Annotated in this window: 14 protein-coding genes and 1 tRNA gene; 9 read left to right on the forward strand and 6 right to left on the reverse strand. The window is 69.4% G+C overall.

Features of this window, described 5'->3' with window-relative positions:
• The first annotated feature begins 126 nt into the window (after nucleotides 1–126).
• The 9 genes from IE325_RS16570 to IE325_RS16610 all read left to right on the forward strand — a co-directional run bounded on the left by IE325_RS16570 (nucleotide 127) and on the right by IE325_RS16610 (nucleotide 10,058).
• Complete coding sequence (locus IE325_RS16570; protein WP_190070667.1) at nucleotides 127–1,575, forward strand: alkaline phosphatase PhoX; 1,449 nt, start codon at nucleotides 127–129, stop codon at nucleotides 1,573–1,575.
• Between the two features lie 45 nt (nucleotides 1,576–1,620).
• A tRNA-Met gene (locus IE325_RS16575) sits at nucleotides 1,621–1,690 on the forward strand.
• A 387-nt stretch (nucleotides 1,691–2,077) separates the two neighbouring features.
• A complete protein-coding gene (locus IE325_RS16580) occupies nucleotides 2,078–3,661 on the forward strand; it encodes a TROVE domain-containing protein (protein ID WP_190070668.1) in 1,584 nt (527 codons plus the stop codon).
• Between the two features lie 133 nt (nucleotides 3,662–3,794).
• The gene (locus IE325_RS16585; protein ID WP_190070669.1) at nucleotides 3,795–4,442 is read left to right on the forward strand and encodes a GntR family transcriptional regulator; all 648 of its coding nucleotides are present in this window, start codon (nucleotides 3,795–3,797) and stop codon (nucleotides 4,440–4,442) included.
• A gap of 14 nt (nucleotides 4,443–4,456) precedes the next feature.
• Complete coding sequence (locus IE325_RS16590) at nucleotides 4,457–5,473, forward strand: 1-aminocyclopropane-1-carboxylate deaminase (protein WP_190070670.1); 1,017 nt, start codon at nucleotides 4,457–4,459, stop codon at nucleotides 5,471–5,473.
• Between the two features lie 90 nt (nucleotides 5,474–5,563).
• Nucleotides 5,564–6,601 carry a LacI family DNA-binding transcriptional regulator gene (locus IE325_RS16595; protein ID WP_190070671.1) on the forward strand — a complete coding sequence of 346 codons (1,038 nt, stop codon included), beginning with the start codon at nucleotides 5,564–5,566 and terminating at the stop codon, nucleotides 6,599–6,601.
• Between the two features lie 265 nt (nucleotides 6,602–6,866).
• Nucleotides 6,867–8,159, forward strand: a complete 1,293-nt coding sequence (locus IE325_RS16600; RefSeq protein ID WP_190070672.1) for an ABC transporter substrate-binding protein — start codon at nucleotides 6,867–6,869, stop codon at nucleotides 8,157–8,159.
• A 2-nt stretch (nucleotides 8,160–8,161) separates the two neighbouring features.
• Nucleotides 8,162–9,181: a carbohydrate ABC transporter permease gene (locus IE325_RS16605; protein ID WP_190070673.1), complete on the forward strand. Its 1,020-nt coding sequence runs from the start codon at nucleotides 8,162–8,164 to the stop codon at nucleotides 9,179–9,181.
• Nucleotides 9,171–10,058 (forward strand): carbohydrate ABC transporter permease, encoded by an 888-nt coding sequence (locus IE325_RS16610; RefSeq protein ID WP_190070674.1) that lies wholly within the window; start codon nucleotides 9,171–9,173, stop codon nucleotides 10,056–10,058. The genes IE325_RS16605 and IE325_RS16610 overlap by 11 nt, the downstream gene beginning before the upstream one ends.
• A 4-nt stretch (nucleotides 10,059–10,062) precedes the next feature.
• Here IE325_RS16610 and IE325_RS16615 read toward each other — a convergent pair whose 3' ends face one another.
• From IE325_RS16615 to IE325_RS16640, 6 genes are all read right to left on the reverse strand, one after another.
• Complete coding sequence (locus IE325_RS16615) at nucleotides 10,063–10,590, reverse strand: GNAT family N-acetyltransferase (protein WP_373315175.1); 528 nt, start codon at nucleotides 10,588–10,590, stop codon at nucleotides 10,063–10,065.
• 270 nt (nucleotides 10,591–10,860) lie between these two features.
• The gene (locus IE325_RS16620) at nucleotides 10,861–12,069 is read right to left on the reverse strand and encodes a TerD family protein (protein WP_190070833.1); all 1,209 of its coding nucleotides are present in this window, start codon (nucleotides 12,067–12,069) and stop codon (nucleotides 10,861–10,863) included.
• Between the two features lie 142 nt (nucleotides 12,070–12,211).
• Nucleotides 12,212–13,201: a zinc-dependent alcohol dehydrogenase family protein gene (locus tag IE325_RS16625; protein ID WP_190070675.1), complete on the reverse strand. Its 990-nt coding sequence runs from the start codon at nucleotides 13,199–13,201 to the stop codon at nucleotides 12,212–12,214.
• Entirely contained in the window at nucleotides 13,198–14,046 is an 849-nt protein-coding gene (locus tag IE325_RS16630) for a carbohydrate ABC transporter permease (RefSeq protein WP_190070676.1), read from the reverse strand. The genes IE325_RS16625 and IE325_RS16630 overlap by 4 nt, the downstream gene beginning before the upstream one ends.
• On the reverse strand, nucleotides 14,043–14,981 hold the full coding sequence (locus tag IE325_RS16635; RefSeq protein ID WP_190070677.1) for a carbohydrate ABC transporter permease: 939 nt from the start codon (nucleotides 14,979–14,981) through the stop codon (nucleotides 14,043–14,045). Before IE325_RS16635 ends, IE325_RS16630 begins: the two co-directional genes overlap by 4 nt.
• On the reverse strand, nucleotides 14,978–16,348 hold the full coding sequence (locus IE325_RS16640) for an ABC transporter substrate-binding protein (protein WP_190070678.1): 1,371 nt from the start codon (nucleotides 16,346–16,348) through the stop codon (nucleotides 14,978–14,980). The genes IE325_RS16635 and IE325_RS16640 overlap by 4 nt, the downstream gene beginning before the upstream one ends.
• Nucleotides 16,349–16,471: the final 123 nt, after the last annotated feature.

Here is a 16,471-nt window from a genome sequence, read left to right on the forward strand (position 1 = left end):
CCGCATATGGACACAGTCCCGCGCCCCTTTGGGCGTTGTTCAACCGGCGTTAAGGCGTGAGCGGAATTGTGGCGCCGTCTCGCAGCCCGCCACCCTCCACGGCAATCCTCTGTGACAGGAGACACCATGTCGCTCACCCGCAGGGACTTCGCCAGAACCAGCGCCGTGACCGGGGTCGCGCTGGCCGGTAGCGCCGGCGTGCTCGCCACCGCGCCCAACGCGCTCGCCTCCACCGAGTCCGAGATCGCGAGCGAGGAGTCCGCGGACGCCCGCCATGGCGGCGGTGTCGGGTACGGGCCGCTCATCGCGGACCCCGAGGGACTGCTCGCGCTGCCCGCCGGGTTCAAGTACCGCGTCATCACCTACAGCGGCCGGACCAAGCTGGAGTCGGGCGAGTTCACCCCCTCCAACCACGATGGCACGGCCGCCTTCGACGGGCCGCGCGGCACCACCCTCCTGGTCAACAACCATGAGCTCGGCGGCCCCCGCGCCCGGTGGCCGTACCCGGTTCCGCTGACCGAGGGCCTCGTCTACGACCCGGCCGCGTCCGGCGGCTGCACCGTCGTCGAGGTGCGCCCCGACGGCCGCGTCGCCGAGTGGGTCGGCATCGCCGGCACCGCCACCAACTGCGCGGGCGGCAGCACCCCCTGGGACACCTGGCTCACCTGCGAGGAGACCGAGGACAAGGCCGGCGCCAACGGCATGACCAAGGACCACGGCTACGTCTTCGAGGTCGACCCCGCCGACCACCGCGCCAACAAGAACCCCAAGCCCATCAAGGCGTTCGGCCGCTACGCCCATGAGGCCGTCGTCATCGACCCCAAGCGCGGCCACGCCTTCCTCACCGAGGACGCCTCCAACCCCAACGGCCTGCTCTTCCGCTGGACCCCGCCCGAGCACTTCCACCACGGCCGCGGCAAGCTGCGCACGCTCGCCGACGACGCGGGCACGCTCCAGGCGTTCAAGTGCTTCGACTCCGGCGGCAAGTTCGTCGACGACCTCTCCCGCGCCACGAAGATCGGCACGGTGTACGGCGTCGACTGGATCGACGTGCCCGACCGTGACGCCAGGACCACGTCCGTGCGCAAGCAGTTCACCGCAGGGCAGGTCACCCGCGCCCGCAAGCTCGAAGGCATGTGGTGGGGCGACGGCGGCGTGTACATCGTCTCCTCCTACGCCCGCGCGGAGAGCCCCGGCCAGCCGCACGACGGGTCGGTCTGGTTCTACGACCCCAAGCGCCGCACCCTCACCCTGAAGGTCCTGATCGGCGTCAACCCCGACCCGTCCAAGGACGGCGCCTTCGACGGCCCCGACAACATCACCGTCTCGCCCTACGGCGGCCTCGTCATCGCCGAGGACGGCGAGGGCATCCAGCACCTGTTCGGCGCCACCGACAGCGGCCGCACCTACCCCATCGCCCGCAACGAACTGAACATCGGCACCCCGGAGGAGCCGGAGTACAGCGAATTCGCCGGCGTGACCTTCTCCTGCGACGGGCGCACCCTCTACGCCAACATCCAGACGCCCGGCATCATGCTGGCGATCACCGGACCGTGGAAGCGCCAGCGCCGCTGATTAATTCGTTCGACCGTCCCCGCGGCACGCTCCTAAAGTAATGAACGTCCAGGTGCGAAGGCAGGACCTACTTCCACTCATAATGGGGCGGCCGCGGGTTCGAGTCCCGCCATCGGTACAACGCGCCGGTGTAGCTCAGGGGTTAGAGCACCTACGTCGGTTCCGCCGACTTCGATCTCTGGACACCATAACTTCATGAACTTCCTGCACCTTCCGGTGCGAGGGCAGCGGCTACTTCTCTTCCAAAGAATCCCCGCCGCGGCCCACTTGATCTCGGGAGGCAGCAGCTCATGGTGGGTGCCCGGTGCGCAGGCGGCGGATACTTCGGGAACTGGTGGGGGACTACCCTCGTGCGGGTTCAAATCCCGTCATCGACTCAGGGTCGATGTGGCGGAACGGCAGACGCGCCAGTTTATAAGCACCGCAACCGACTTCGACCTCGGGCACCCTCCTTTTGCTGCGCCTCCCTCCGAAACACGAATGAATTCGGGGGGAATTCACCATGGCACGATTCAACACCCGGGCCGCCAAGCCGCAGCCCACTTCGCGGGTGACATCGACGGGACGCGTACTGCGCACCTACGAGGGCGGCCGCGGCCGTGAGCGTGACGCGCGCTCCGAGCTCTTCCTGCTGGCCATCTCCAACTTCGTCTCCCAGCAGACCTTCTACGAGACCGGCGCCGACCGCGACGACCGTTTCGCGCGGCTCGTGCGCGAGCTCGCCGTCACCGACGCCGAGTGGACGGCCGGCCTGCTCGGCTGGCTGCGCGGCGAGGGCAACCTCCGTACGGCCTCGATCGTGGGCGCCGCCGAGTACGTCAAGGCACGCCTGGACGCCGGCGCCACCGACGGCCCGTCGAACCGGCAGGTCATCGCCTCCGTGCTGCAGCGCCCGGACGAGCCCGGCGAGCTGCTCGCGTACTGGACGGCGCTGTACGGCCGTAACGTCCCCAAGCCCGTCAAGCGCGGTATCGCCGACGCCGTACGGCGGCTGTACCACGGCAAGTCCCTGCTGAAGTACGACACCGCGTCCAAGGGCTACCGCTTCGGCGACATCCTCAACCTGGTGCACGCGAGCCCGGACCCGGACAAGCCGTGGCAGGGCGAGCTGTTCCGGTACGCCCTCGACCGCCGGCACAACCCGGACACCGCGGTCCCGCCCGAGTCGAGCCGCGTCCTCGTCGCCCACCGCGAGCTGATGGCGCTGCCCGTCGAGCAGCGGCGAGCCGTCGTCACGTCGGAGGGTGGTGCCGAGCGGCTGGCGGCGGCCGGTATGACGTGGGAGGCGCTGGCGGGCTGGCTCCAGGGGCCGATGGACAAGGACGCCTGGGAGGCCGTGATTCCGTCGATGGGTGCCATGGCGCTCGTACGGAACCTGCGGAACTTCGACGAGGCCGGTGTCTCCGACGAGGTCGCGGCCCAGGTCGCGGCACGGATCAGCGACCCGGCGGAGGTCGCGCGCTCGCGGCAGTTCCCCTTCCGGTACCTCGCCGCGTACCAGCACGCGCCCTCGCTGCGCTGGGCGTACCCGCTGGAGCAGGCGCTCGGCCACTCGCTGGCCCACGTGCCGAGGCTGCCGGGCCGCACGCTGGTGCTCGTCGACCGCTCGGGCTCGATGTTCTGGTCCCGGCTGTCCGACCGCTCGGAGCTCAACCGGGCCGACGCGGCGGCGATCTTCGGCACGGCGCTCGCGCTGCGGGCGAAGAAGGCGGACCTGGTGCAGTTCGGCTCCACCAGCGCGGAGGTGAGGTTCCGCGGCGGCGAGTCGGTGCTGAAGGTCCTGGACCGCTTCGGCGACCTCGGCGGCACGAACACCACCGAGGCCGTGCGCAAGCACTACCGCAAGCACGACCGGGTGCTGATCGTCACCGACGAGCAGTACGCCCCCAGCCACCACGGCGACCCGACCGAGCAGGTCCCGGCGAACGTGCCGGTCTACACCTGGAACCTCGCCGGGTACCGGGCGGGCCACGGCCCGTCGGGCACGGGGAACCGGCACACCTTCGGCGGCCTGTCCGACGCGGCCTTCCGGATGGTGCCGCTGCTGGAGGCCGCCCGGGACGCCGACTGGCCCTGGACCGCATGAGCCGGGAGTGGCCCGCACCACGTGGGGAGCGCGGGCCACTCTCATGTCCGGACCTGGTTCGTACGCGGCTCTTGTACGTGGCTCTTGTCCGACTCTTGTTTCTGCGGCGAACTGACATCTAACATTTCAGTTCATGGAGGCGATACGACCCGTCGGCCGGACCCTGCTCAGGGACCGGGCGTACGAAGCGATCCGGGACGCCATCGTGGCCGGGGAGATCGAGCCCGGCGCGGTGGTGCGGGACGCCGACCTCGCCGAACGGCTGGGGCTGTCCCGGGCACCGGTGCGCGAGGCGTTCTCACGGCTCGTGGACGAGGGGCTCCTGGAGAGCAAGCCGCAGAGCTACACCCGCGTCACACCGGTCGTGACCGCCGACGTACGGGACGCGGCCGCCGTGGTCGGCGCCATGCACGAGCTGGCCACACGCGTCGCCGTGCCCCGGCTCATGGCCGCCGACCTGGAGATCATGCGCACCGCCAACGAGCGCTTCGCCACCGCCGTCGCGGCCGGCGAGGTGGACCTCGCGCTGCGGGCCGACGACGAGCTGCACGACGTACTGGTCCGGGTGAGCGGCAACCGCGCCGCCGCCGCCACCGTCGCCCGCTACACCCCGCTCATCCGCCGCCTGGAGCGACGCCGCTTCGGGGAGGGCGGCAACTGCCGTTCGGCCGGACTGCACGAGCGGCTCATCGAGGCCTGCGCGTCCGGGAACACGGAGGCCGCGGTCCGTGTCACCGCGGAGATCTGGCACAGCCTCGCCGACCTGGCCGACGACGACTGATCCCCGGAGGACCCATGTCCCTTTCCTCGTACGACCGTTACCCCCTGCTCTTCGGCCCGTCACCGGTCCACCCGCTGGAGCGCCTCACCGCCCACCTCGGCGGCGCCTCCCTCTGGGCCAAGCGCGAGGACTGCAACTCCGGCGTCGCCTACGGCGGCAACAAGGCCCGCAAGCTGGAGTACCTCGTCGCCGACGCGCTCGCGCAGGGCTGCGACACGCTCGTCTCGATCGGCGGCGTGCAGTCCAACCACACCCGCCAGGTCGCGGCCGTCGCCGCCCGCGCCGGTCTCAAGTGCGTGCTGATCCAGGAGAGCTGGGTCGACTGGCCCGACTCCGTCTACGACAAGGTCGGCAACATCCTCCTCAGCCGCCTCGCCGGAGCCGACGTCCGCCTGGTGCGGGCCGGATTCGGCATCGGCTTCAAGGAGAGCTGGGAGCAGGCCCTGCGGGAGGTCGAGGAGTCGGGCGGCAAGCCGTACGCCATCCCGGCCGGCGCCTCCGACCATCCGCTGGGCGGACTCGGCTTCGCCGGGTGGGCGTACGAAGTCGCCGAGCAGGAGCGGGAGCTGGGCGTCTTCTTCGACACGGTGGTCGTCTGCTCGGTGACCGGCTCCACCCAGGCGGGCATGATCGCGGGCTTCGCCGCCCTGGAGGAGGCGGGTGGACGTCCGCGCCGGGTGCTCGGTATCGACGCCTCCGCCGAGCCCGCCACCACCCGTGCGCAGATCGCCCGGATCGCCCAGAACACCGGTCAACTCATCGGGGTCAAGCGCGAGTTGAACGAGTCCGACGTTGAGCTCGACGAGCGTTACCACGCGGGCGTCTACGGCATCCCGGACGAGACGACCCTGGAGGCGATGCGGCTCGCGGCACGCACGGAGGGGATGGTCACGGACCCGGTGTACGAGGGCAAGTCGATGGCGGGGATGATCGACCTCGTCGGGCGGGGAGAGATCGGGGGCGACTCGACGGTGCTGTACGCGCATCTGGGCGGGCAGCCGGCGCTGAACGCGTACAGCGCGCTTTTCTAGGGGCGCCGGTTCGGTAGGGCCGCCACCAGGGCGCCGCAGCCGACAAACCGCACAGTGTGGTACTCCGTAGTCGCCGGATACAGTGCACCCGTGTTGGCGGACGATCAGCAGCAACCGAGCAACGACCCGGCCGGCGGAGCCCCCCGGCGCCGGGCCACGATCCACGACGTCGCCAAACTGGCCGGAGTGTCGCGTCAGACGGTGTCCCGTGCGGTGAACGACAAGGGCGAGATCGACCCGGGGACCAAGGAGCGCGTCCTCGAGGCGGCGCGGCTGCTGGACTACCGGCCCAGCCGGTTCGCCCGCGGCCTGGTGCGCAAGGGGACCGTGACGGCGGGACTCGTGATCCCGGACCTGATGAACCCCTTCTTCCCGGAGGTCGCCGCCGGGGTGCTGGAGGCCGCCGAGCGGCGCGGCTGGCAGGTGGTCGTGTGGGACTCGCGCACCGACGAGGCGCGGGAGCGCGAGGCACTCGACGTGCTGTCGCACCAGGCGGACGCGGTCGTGGGCTACTTCAAGAACCCGGACGACGTGCTGGCCCGGCACCTCGGTGGCGTACCGCTGGTGCTGCTGGAACGCGGCCCGCAGCAGACCCGGTTCGCGGCCGTGGGCATCGACGCCGCGGCCGGTCTGGCGGCGGGCCTGGCCCATCTGGTCCATGCGGGGCACCGCCGTATCGGCATGCTGGACGGTGTGCACGGCCCCGCCCCCAGGAGACAAGCCTTCCTGGCGGAGGTCCGGCGCCATGGGCTGCCCGTGGACGAGGGGTGGATCGCCATGTGCCCCGAGCACAGTGTGGCGGGCGGCGAGGAGGGCATGGAGCGGCTGCTGGACACACGGCCCGAGATCACCGCGGTGTTCGGCTTCAACGACCTGATCGCGGTCGGCGCGATGCGCGCGGCCCGGCGCCGGGGGCGGACGGTGCCGGGTGACCTGGCCGTACTGGGCTTCGACGGGCTGTCGCTGGGCGAGCTGGTGGAGCCCGGCCTCACCACCCTGCACATCGACAAGCGGCAGCTGGGGCGGCTGGCCGTGGAGCAGGTGGCGCGGCTGCGGGCGGGGGAGGAGCCGATGAGCGGGGCCGATGCGTGGGTGGTGCCCGAGTTGGTGGTGCGGTCGTCCGCCTGAGGTGGATCGCCGACACATGTGCTGGCGGCACATGGATCGTCCGCACATGGATCGTCCACACATAGGCCGCCAACACATAGGCCGTGCATGTCCCTTGACACTGGTTTTCGGCCGCCTCGATACTCGACGGAAACGCTCACGTGAACGTTCACGGACCCCCGATCTCCCCACGTCACGATGCCGAGTCCATCAGGAACGAGCTGGCCGACATCGTTGTCATCCGCACGTCCGGAAAGCGAGTGCGCCGCCCATGGAACACCGAACGATGTCCCGCAGACGTTTCCTGGGGGCCTCGCTGGGCGGCGCGGGTGTCACCCTGCTGGGTCTGGCGGGATGTGGTGCACCGAGTGGTTCGGCCTCGGCGGGCTCCGATCACCTCAGTCTCTGGTACTGGAAGGGCGCGCTCAGCGACAAGCTGCTCGCCACCGCCGAGCGGGGCGTCCCCGGGGTGGCGGGGCTGAAGGTGCGGGGCTCGCAGATCCCCGACGGCGACATCGACTCGAAGGTGCGCACCAGCCTCGCCGCCCGTGCCTACGTACCGGACATCACGGTCGCGAACTCCGACAACCTCGCCACGTTCTTCCCGGACGAGGACGAGTTCCTGGACCTGCGGTCGCTCGGCGCGGAGTCGGTCCGCGAGCGCTATCTGGACTGGAAGTGGAAGAGCTGCTTCACCCCGTCGGGCCGGATGATCGGCTTCCCGCTCGACGCCGGACCCACCGCCCTCTACTACCGCAGGGACCTCTTCCAGGAGGCCGGGCTCGCCCACGAACCGCGGGACGTCGCCGAGGAGATACCGAGCTGGGAGAGGTTCATCGCCGCGGGGAGGACACTGCGGGCGAAGGGGCCGGGGAAGCCGTATCTGGTCAGCAACATCGGCAATGTCTTCCAGCAGGTCCTGCTGCAGAGCCCCAGGCAGTTCGTGGACGAGGACAACCGCTTCATCGGCGACCAGCGACATGTGCGGCGCGCCTGGGACCTCTCCGTGGAACTGCTCCGTCAGCGGCTCAGCGCCGGGATCACGGACGGGACACCGGACTTCAACGCGGCCATGAGCAGGGGCCGGGTCGCCACCATGACCACGGCGGTGTGGGCCATCAACGGCCTGAAGGACTCCGCGCCCAGGACCTCGGGGCGCTGGCGGCTGACCACCATGCCGGACGGCCCGGCCAACTACGGCGGCTCGTACGTGACCCTGACGCGTTACTGCCGGGACCCGGAGGCGGCGTTCGCCTTCCTGACCTGGCTGCTCAGCCCGGCGAACCAGCTCGAGAGCTACCAGGAGATGGCCCTGTTCCCCACCACTCCGGCCGCCTACGCCGATCCCGCGATGCACCGGCCCGACCCCTTCTTCGGCGGTCAGCAGCCCATCGATGTCTTCGGCCCGGCCGCCCAGAAGGCCCCGGTCAACTACTTCAGCCCGTACGAGGAGACCGCCAACACGCCGTTCTTCCAGGAGCTGACCAACGTGGAGATGCTCGGCAAGGACCCCGACAGGGCGTGGCGGGACGCGGTGAACACCGCCGAGACCACGCTGTCCCGGGTGGGGGTGAGCTGACCATGGCGACAGTCCTGGACCCGCCGACGGAGGAACGGATCCCTGTCCGCCGTAAGCGATCCACCACCCCCGGCGGACGCAGACGACACATCCCGCCCCTGCTCGCCATCTCCCCGTTCTATGTGCTGTTCGCTGTCTTCGGCACCTTCCCGGTGGTCTACTCCCTCTATCTGTCCTTCCAGGACTGGGACGGCATCGGCTCGATGCGTTTCGTCGGCCTTCAGCAGTACGGCTGGCTGCTGCGGGACCCGGTGTTCTGGCACTCGGTGCTCAACACGTTCGAGATCTGGTTCCTGTCCACGGTGCCGATGCTGTTCCTCGCGCTGGTGCTCGCGTTCCTGCTGCACTCGCAGGTCAGGTTCACCGGCGCGTTGCGGGTGGCGTACTTCATCCCCAATGTCACGTCGATGGTCGCCATGACGGTCGTGTTCGGCTCGGTGTTCGCCCAGGCGGGGCTCGCCAACGCGGTGCTGCGGGCGGTCGGGCTGGACGGGATCGGCTGGCTTTCCTCCGAGTGGGGCATCAAGTCGTCCGTCTCGCTGATGATCATCTGGCGGTGGGTCGGGTACAACGCGCTGATCTTCCTCGCGGGCCTCCAGGCCATCCCCACCGAGCACTTCGAGGCCGCCCGCGTCGACGGCGCGAACAGCTGGCAGACCCTCTTCCGGGTCGTGCTCCCGCAGTTGCGCCCGGTCGTCCTCTTCGCCGCCGTCACCTCCACCATCAACGGCCTGCAGATCTTCACCGAGTCGCAGGTGCTCTTCCAGTCGACGGATGTCGGTACCACGGGTGGTCCCGGTCAGGAGGGGATGACCATCGTGCTCTATCTGTGGCAGAAGGCCTTCAAGGAGCACCAGTTCGGGTACGGGGCCGCGATGGGCTGGCTGCTGTTCGCGATCATCGCCATCTTTACGATCATCAACTGGCGGTTGGTGTCCGGATCCGATCGGGACGACGACCGTCACGGTCGGCCCGGTCTCGCCGGGATGCTGCGGCGCAAGGGGGCCCGCAATGGCCGCTGACCACGACAGGACGACCGGCAGGGCGACCGGCAGCGCGGGGCTCGCCATCGGCTCCGGCAGCCGGCTCACCCGGATCGGTGTCCGGGCGGTGCTGCTGCTCGGCGTGCTGGTGTCCTTGTTCCCCTTCTACTGGCTGGTGGTGATGGCCTCCGGCACCACCGAGGACATCTACAGCTACCCGCCCAAGCTCGTGCCGGGCCCGCATCTGCTGGACAACATGGGCCGGGTGCTCGACACCGTCGACTTCTTCGGCTCGCTGTGGAACACGATCGTCGTCGCCGTGGCGGGGACCGTGCTGGTGCTGTTCTTCGACTCGCTGGCCGCGTTCGCCTTCGCCAAGTACGAGTTCCCGGGCAAGAAGTTCCTGTTCGGCATGCTCCTGGTCACCTACATGATCCCCGCGCAGCTCTCCCTGGTGCCGCAGTTCGTCACCATGGCCGAGTTCGGCTGGGCCGGTTCGCTGAAGGCGCTGATCATTCCCAGCGCCGCCAACGCGTTCGGCATCTTCTGGATGCGTCAGTACGCCCAGAACTCACTCCCGGACGAACTCCTTGACGCCGGCCGCATCGACGGCGCCGGGTTCTTCCGCCTGTACTGGACGGTCGCCCTGCCCCTGTTCCGCCCCGCTCTCGCGTTCCTCGGCATCTTCACCTTCATCGGCCTCTGGAACGACTACATCTGGCCCCTGGTCGTCATGATCAACCCGGACAAGGTCACCCTCCAGGTCGCCCTCGCGAACCTCAACGTCCTGTACAACTCGGACTACGCGCTCGTGATGGCCGGCGCCCTGATGAGCGTCGTACCGCTGATCATCGTGTTCCTGCTCGGGGCGCGGCACTTCCTGCGGGACCTGGCGGCGGGGGCGACGAAGATGTGACGGTTCAGACGCCGAACGGGGCCGCGTAGCGGATGGTGCCGCCGGGCGGCCGGTGGGCGGGGTCGAGGGTGAGGGCCATCAGGGCCTCGTCCGGGACGTCGAGCGTGACGCCGATGCCCCAGGTGGAGGCGCGAGCGAAGCCGAACCGTGGGTAGTACGCGGGGTGCCCGAGCACGGTGACGAAGCGTTCGCCCTGGACCTTGGCCGCCCGCAGCGCGGCACGGATCGCCGCGGAGCCGGCGCCGGTCCGCTGGTACTCGGGAAGCACGGCGACGGGGCCCAGGCACAGGGCCGGGGTGTCGTCGATGTGGCAGCGGGTCAGCAGGGCGTGTCCGACGAGCCGGCCGTCCTGGTCGGCGGTGACGATGGACAGGCCGTCGATCCAGGCGGCGTCGGTGCGCAGGGCGTCGACGAGATCGGCCTCCAGCGGGGTCTCGAAGGCCGCCAGTTCGATCTCGCGGACAGTGGACCGGTCGGCGTCGGTCTCGGGGCGGGTGATCCAGCCGCTGGGCGTGGACATGGGTGTGGTCATGGCGGGATTCAGGTCCGTTCCATGGTGGTGTTCGTGTGGATGACGCTGTCGCCTCGTGAGCTCACGCTCTCGACGAGGAGGGGCCGGACGAGGTCAGGCCGTCGCCCGCGACGTGAGGATGATCCGGGCGCTGCGCGGGGCAGTGGCCTTGAGCGCGGTCATCGACTCACCTCTTCGTAGTCCTCGTTGCGGATCGGCACGAACACCGAAAATCCTAACAGCCGGCCTGTGGTCACGGAGCGGCTCCGCGGCCACAGGCCGGCTGTACGCCTAGAGCGCCTGCGCCGCCGGCTTCACCATCCCCCGCACCGTGCGCGACTTCACGAAGTCGCCCATGGCCGTCATCTCCCACTCACCGGTGAACTGCCTGATCAACTTCGCCATCAGCACGCCCGTCTGGGGCTCGGCGCTGGTGAGGTCGAAGCGGACGAGTTCCTCGCCGGTGAGGCCGTCGATCAGCCGGCAGTAGGCCTTGGCGACCTCGGTGAACTTCTGGCCGGAGAACGAGTTGACGGTGAAGACCAGGCCGGTGACGTCCTGGGGCAGACGCCCGAGGTCCACGGTGATGACCTCGTCGTCCCCGCCGCCCTCACCGGTGAGGTTGTCGCCGGAGTGGCGGATGGCGCCCTGCACGATCTGGAGCTTGCCGAAGTAGCAGCTGTCGATGTGGTTGCGCTGCGGGCCGTAGGCGATGACCGAGGCGTCCAGGTCGATGTCCTTGCCGCGGTACGCCGGCTCCCAGCCGAGGCCCATCTTGACCTGGGAGAGGAGGGGCTGGCCGCCCTTCATCAGGGACACGGTCTGGTTCTTCTGGAGGCTGACGCGGCCCTTGTCGAGGTTGATCTTCCCGGTGCCGGGCGCGGGCGGGGCGGGGGGCGCCGGAGGTGCCGGGGGAGCGGCAGGGGTGGTCATGGGCGGGGCCTGCGGGGTGACCGGGGGCGCCGCGGTGGGCTGCGGCGGGGCCACGGGGGTGGCGGCCGGGGCGGGTTCCTCGACCGTGACGCCGAAGTCGGTGGCGATGCCGGCCAGGCCGTTGGCGTAGCCCTGGCCCACCGCTCGGGCCTTCCAGGCGCCGTTGCGCAGATAGACCTCCACGATCACCAGCGCGGTCTCGGTGCCGAGCTGTGGGGGAGTGAAGGTGGCCAGGACGCTGTTGTCGTTGGCGTCGCGGATGGTGGCCGTCGGTTCGATGCCCTGGAAGGTCTGGCCGGCGGCGTCCGGGCTGGCGGTGACGACGATCTTCTCGATGCCGGCGGGGACGGCCGAGGTGTCGACGATGATCGCGTCGGGGCTGGTGCCGCCGCCCGAGCGGTACGTCACGCCCGGGCCGTTGGGCTGGTTGTAGAAGATGAAGTCGTCGTCGGAGCGCACCTTGCCGTCGGCGGTGAGCAGCAGGCCCGATACGTCGAGCCGCACCGGGGCGGCGACGTCCACCGTCACGCGCGCGGCGGAGAGAGGGATGTTCGAGCCGGGGGTCATAGCTGTCATGCCCCGTGAACGAGCGAGGCCGTTTTACCGTTCCCTTACCCGGGGCCAATCGGTGGGGGCCGGGTTTTTTCTCGCGTCCTCGAACGCCGGAGGAGCTGATGAACTCAGCCCCTCCGGCCTTCGGGGAGCGTGCCTACGGCACCACGACGATCTTCCGCCCCACCCCCGACGCGAACTGCTCCAGCGCCTCCGGATACCGCTCCAGCGCGATGCGGTCGCTGATGAAGATCTCGGGGTCGAGGACACCGTTCGCGAACAGTTCCGCCGCGCGCTCGAAGCTGTGGAGCACCGCCATCGAGCCCGTGATGGTGATCTCCTGGTTGTAGATGCGGTACGGGTCGATCGTCACGCGGGTCGCGTAGTCCGCCACCCCGAACTGCAGAAACGTGCCGGCCTTCGCCACCCGGTCCAGGCCGTCCTGGATCGCCGCCGCGTTGCCCGTGGCGTCGACGACGAGGTCCCAGCCCTGAGGCCGGTCCAGCTCGTCGGGGTTGGCGGCGGAGGCCGAGACGCCGAGCCTCCGGGCGGTCTCCAGACGGGACGGATTCACGTCCACCATGTCCACGCTGGCCGCTCCCGTCCGCTTGGCGAGCTCCAGCATCATCAGGCCCATCGTGCCGGAGCCGTAGATCAGGACATGGGCGCCGAGCCGGGACTGGAGGACGTCGTAGCCGCGCACCGCGCAGGACAGGGGCTCCACCAGGGCCGCGTCCTGGGTGCGGACGTGCTCGGGGAGCTTCACGCAGTTGGCCACGGGGGCGACGGCGTACTGCGCCGCTCCGCCCGCCGTCGTCACACCGATCGCCGCCCAGCGTTCGCAGAGGTTGTTGTGGCCGGTACGGCAGTAACGGCACTCGTAGCAGTACAGGGACGGGTCCACCGCCACTCGGTCGCCGACCGCGACCTCCGTGACCTGGGTGCCGACCCCGACCACCTCGCCCGCGAACTCGTGCCCGGGCACGATCGGCAGCTTCGGCGCGAACTCGCCCTGGAGGATGTGCAGATCGGTGCCGCAGAGGCCGCAGGCCGCCACTTCCACGACGACCTCGCGCGGTCCCGGTGTCGGGTCCGGGACCTCTGCGACGACGGCGCGGCCCACGGACTCGATGACGGCGGCCTTCATTTCACGGCTCCCAACGACAGGCCCTGGACCAGCTTGTCCTGGGCGGCGAACCCCGCGGCGAGCACCGGCAGGGAGATGACGAGCGACGCGGCGCACACCTTCGCCAGGAACAGGCCCTGGCTGGTGATGAAGCCGGTCAGGAAGACGGGCGCGGTCTCCGCCACCACGCCGGTCAGCACACGGGCGAACAGCAGCTCGTTCCAGCTGAAGATGAAGCAGATGAGGGAAGTGGCGGCGATGCCGGGGAGGGCGATGGGGGCCACGACCCTGGTCAGGATCGTCGGCAGCTTCGCGCCGTCCACCCTCGCCGCCTCGATGATCGCCACCGGGATCTCGGCGAGGAAGGAGTGCATCATCCACACCGCGATCGGCAGGTTCATGGAGGTGTAGAGGATGACCAGCAGCCAGATGTTGTCGAGCATGTCCGTGTTCTTCGCGAACAGGTACAGCGGCAACAGGCCCGCCACGGCCGGCAGCATCTTCGTGGAGAGGAAGAAGAACAGGACGTCGGTCCACTTCTTCACCGGGCGGATCGACAGGGCGTAGGCGGCCGGCAGGGCCAGGACCAGGACGAACAGGGTCGATGCTATCGACGCCACCGCCGAGTTGATCAGCGCGGGCCAGGGGCTCGCGCCACCGCCCGCGCCGAAGAACTCGCGGTAGCCGTCCAGCGTCAACGACGCGGCGAAGGACGGTGGGTTGGTCGCCGCGTCCGCCTCGGAGTGGAAGGACGTCAGCGCCATCCAGGCGATGGGGAGGAAGAACGCGATTCCCAGCAGCCAGGCCACCAGGCCCAGGCCCGCTCCCTTGCGGCGGCTGCGAAGTCGTACGGCCATGCTGCTCATGCGCGCGACACCTCCTCGCGGAACAGGGACGACACCACGCGCAGCGCGAAGGTCGCGATGATGATCGAGCCGATGACCACCAGGACGCCCGCGGCCGAGGCGAGGCCGTTCTCATGGGCCTGGTAGAAGCTCTGGTAGACGGTGTAGGGGAGGTTGGCGGTGCCGAGGCCCCCGGACGTGATCGTGAAGACCGCGTCGAAGTTCTGGACGATGTAGATCGAGCCGAGCAGGGCGCCGAGTTCGAGGTAGCGGCGCAGGTGGGGGAGGGTGAGGTGGCGGAAGATCTGCCAGTCGCTCGCGCCGTCGACGCGGGCCGCCTCGATCTGCTCGTGGTCACGGCTCTGCAGTCCTGCCAGCAGGATCAGCATCATGAACGGCGTCCATTGCCAGACCAGGGAGGCCTCCACCGCGAGGAGCGGGGTGTTGGAGATCCAGTCGGGCTGTGGGCCGCCCACATAGTGCAACAACCCATTGAACAGGCCGTATTCAGGGTTGTAGAGCACATGCTTCCAGAGCAGGGCCGCCGCCACGGGAACGACCAGGAACGGGGCGATCAGCAAGGTGCGGACCACTCCGCGGCCCTTGAACTTACGGTCCAGGAGCAGCGCCAGCACCAGGCCCAGGATCAGGCTGGCCAGCACCACCGCGACCGTCAGGAGCACGGTCGTCCACACCGAGTGGCGCAGATCGGCGTCGGTGAGGACCTCCTGGTAGTTGCCCAGGCCGGCGAACTTTCGGGCGTCCGGGTAGAGCGCGTTCCAGTCGAAGAACGAGATCACCAGCGTGGCCACGAACGGCAGCTGGGTCACCACGATCATGAAGATCAGTGCGGGCAGCAGGGGTGCCCGGGTCGCCCAGGCGCGCAGCCGGGCGGAGGGCGGACGTGTCGTTCGCACGGGAGTAGCGGCCACGGGGGCCGTTGTAGTCGCTGTCATCGCCCCTCGTACTCCTCGGAGATCTCGTCGGCGAGTTGCTGGGACTTCTTCAGGGCCGACTCGACGGACTGGCGTCCGGCGATGGCCGCGCTGATCTCCTGGGAGACCTTGGTGCCGAGGTCGGTGAACTCGGGGATGCCGACGAACTGGATGCCGGGCGCGGGGCGCGGCTGTACGCCGGGGTCGTCGGGGCGGGCGCCCTCGATGGCTTCCTTCGTCATCTCCTGGAAGGCGGCGGCCTCCTGGCGGTACGCCGGGTTGGCGTAGGTGGAGGCCCGCTTGCCCGCCGGGACGTTGGACCAGCCGATCTCGTCGCCGACCAGCTGCTCGTACTGCTTGCTCGACGCCCAGGACACGAACTTCCAGGCGTTGTCCGGGTTCCGGGAGGCGTTCTGGATGCCCCAGGCCCAGGTGTAGAGCCAGCCCGAGGACTCCGTCTTCTCGACGGGGGCGGGCGCGTAGCCCACCTTGCCCTTGACCGGGCTGTTCGCCGCCTCCAGGGAACCGGCCGCGGAAGTGGCGTCGTACCACATGGCGACCTTGCCCTGGGTCATGTTGTTCAGGCACTCGGCGAAGCCGGACTGGGCAGCTCCCGACTCACCGTGCTCGCGCACCAGGTCGACATAGAACTTCGTCGCCTGCTGCCACTCGGGCGAGTTCAGGCGGGCCGTCCAGTCCTTGTCGAACCAGGTGCCGCCGAAGGTGTTGACGACGGTGGTGAGCGGGGCCATCACCTCGCCCCAGCCGGGCAGACCGCGCAGACATATGCCCTTCATGCCCGGCTCGGCGCCGTCCGCCTTCTCGGCGAGGTCCGCCACCTGCTGCCAGGTGGGGTGCGCGGGCATCGTCAGGCCCTTCTCGGCGAACACGTCCTTGCGGTACATCAGGAAGGACGACTCGCCGTAGAAGGGCTGGCCGTAGAGCTTGCCGTCGTCGCCGGTCAGGGACTGGCGCATCGGCTTGAGGACGTCCTGCTCGTCGTAGGACGGGTCCTTGGCGACGTAGGAGTTCATCTCCTTCAGCCAGCCGTTGCGGGCGTAGATCGGGATCTCGTAGTTGGAGAGCGTCGCCACGTCGTACTGGCCCGCCTGGTTGGCGAAGTCCTGGCTGATCTTGTCGCGGACGTCGTTCTCGGGCAGGACGGTGAAGTTGACCTTGATGCCGGTCTCTTCGGTGAAGCGGGGGGCGAGCTTCTGCAGCTCGGTCATCTGGGGGTTGTTGACCATGAGGACGTTGACCGAGTCGCCGCCCGACCCGGTCCCGCCGGCGCCGACCCAGCAGCCGGAGAGCAGCGGGGCGAGCAGCGTCCCTGCGGCGGCCATGGCGAGCGTGGCTCGCGGTGGCCGCCGTCGGCTCTGGGTTCGCATGGATCGCTCCTGGACGTGAGGGGAGATGAGACGTATGGGGAGATAAGGGGTATGCGAGGGTATGGGTGTGCCCCTCGGGGGAGTGGATTTGATTTTTGGACTTTCAGACGCGGATGACTTTGG

The sequence above is a fragment of the Streptomyces lanatus genome (assembly GCF_014655715.1).
In the GTDB taxonomy this organism is placed as follows: domain Bacteria; phylum Actinomycetota; class Actinomycetes; order Streptomycetales; family Streptomycetaceae; genus Streptomyces; species Streptomyces lanatus.

Excerpts from the sequence above, each read along its gene's own strand:
- IE325_RS16635 (WP_190070677.1), bottom strand. The coding sequence starts at position 14,981 with ATGACAGCGACTACAACGGCCCCCGTGGCCGCTACTCCCGTGCGAACG.
- IE325_RS16600 (WP_190070672.1), top strand. The coding sequence starts at position 6,867 with ATGTCCCGCAGACGTTTCCTGGGGGCCTCGCTGGGCGGCGCGGGTGTC.
- IE325_RS16580 (WP_190070668.1), top strand. The coding sequence starts at position 2,078 with ATGGCACGATTCAACACCCGGGCCGCCAAGCCGCAGCCCACTTCGCGG.
- IE325_RS16620 (WP_190070833.1), bottom strand. The coding sequence starts at position 12,069 with ATGACCCCCGGCTCGAACATCCCTCTCTCCGCCGCGCGCGTGACGGTG.
- IE325_RS16625 (WP_190070675.1), bottom strand. The coding sequence starts at position 13,201 with ATGAAGGCCGCCGTCATCGAGTCCGTGGGCCGCGCCGTCGTCGCAGAG.
- IE325_RS16610 (WP_190070674.1), top strand. The coding sequence starts at position 9,171 with ATGGCCGCTGACCACGACAGGACGACCGGCAGGGCGACCGGCAGCGCG.
- IE325_RS16630 (WP_190070676.1), bottom strand. The coding sequence starts at position 14,046 with ATGAGCAGCATGGCCGTACGACTTCGCAGCCGCCGCAAGGGAGCGGGC.
- IE325_RS16570 (WP_190070667.1), top strand. The coding sequence starts at position 127 with ATGTCGCTCACCCGCAGGGACTTCGCCAGAACCAGCGCCGTGACCGGG.
- IE325_RS16585 (WP_190070669.1), top strand. The coding sequence starts at position 3,795 with ATGGAGGCGATACGACCCGTCGGCCGGACCCTGCTCAGGGACCGGGCG.
- IE325_RS16615 (WP_373315175.1), bottom strand. The coding sequence starts at position 10,590 with ATGACCACACCCATGTCCACGCCCAGCGGCTGGATCACCCGCCCCGAG.
- IE325_RS16605 (WP_190070673.1), top strand. The coding sequence starts at position 8,162 with ATGGCGACAGTCCTGGACCCGCCGACGGAGGAACGGATCCCTGTCCGC.
- IE325_RS16590 (WP_190070670.1), top strand. The coding sequence starts at position 4,457 with ATGTCCCTTTCCTCGTACGACCGTTACCCCCTGCTCTTCGGCCCGTCA.
- IE325_RS16640 (WP_190070678.1), bottom strand. The coding sequence starts at position 16,348 with ATGCGAACCCAGAGCCGACGGCGGCCACCGCGAGCCACGCTCGCCATG.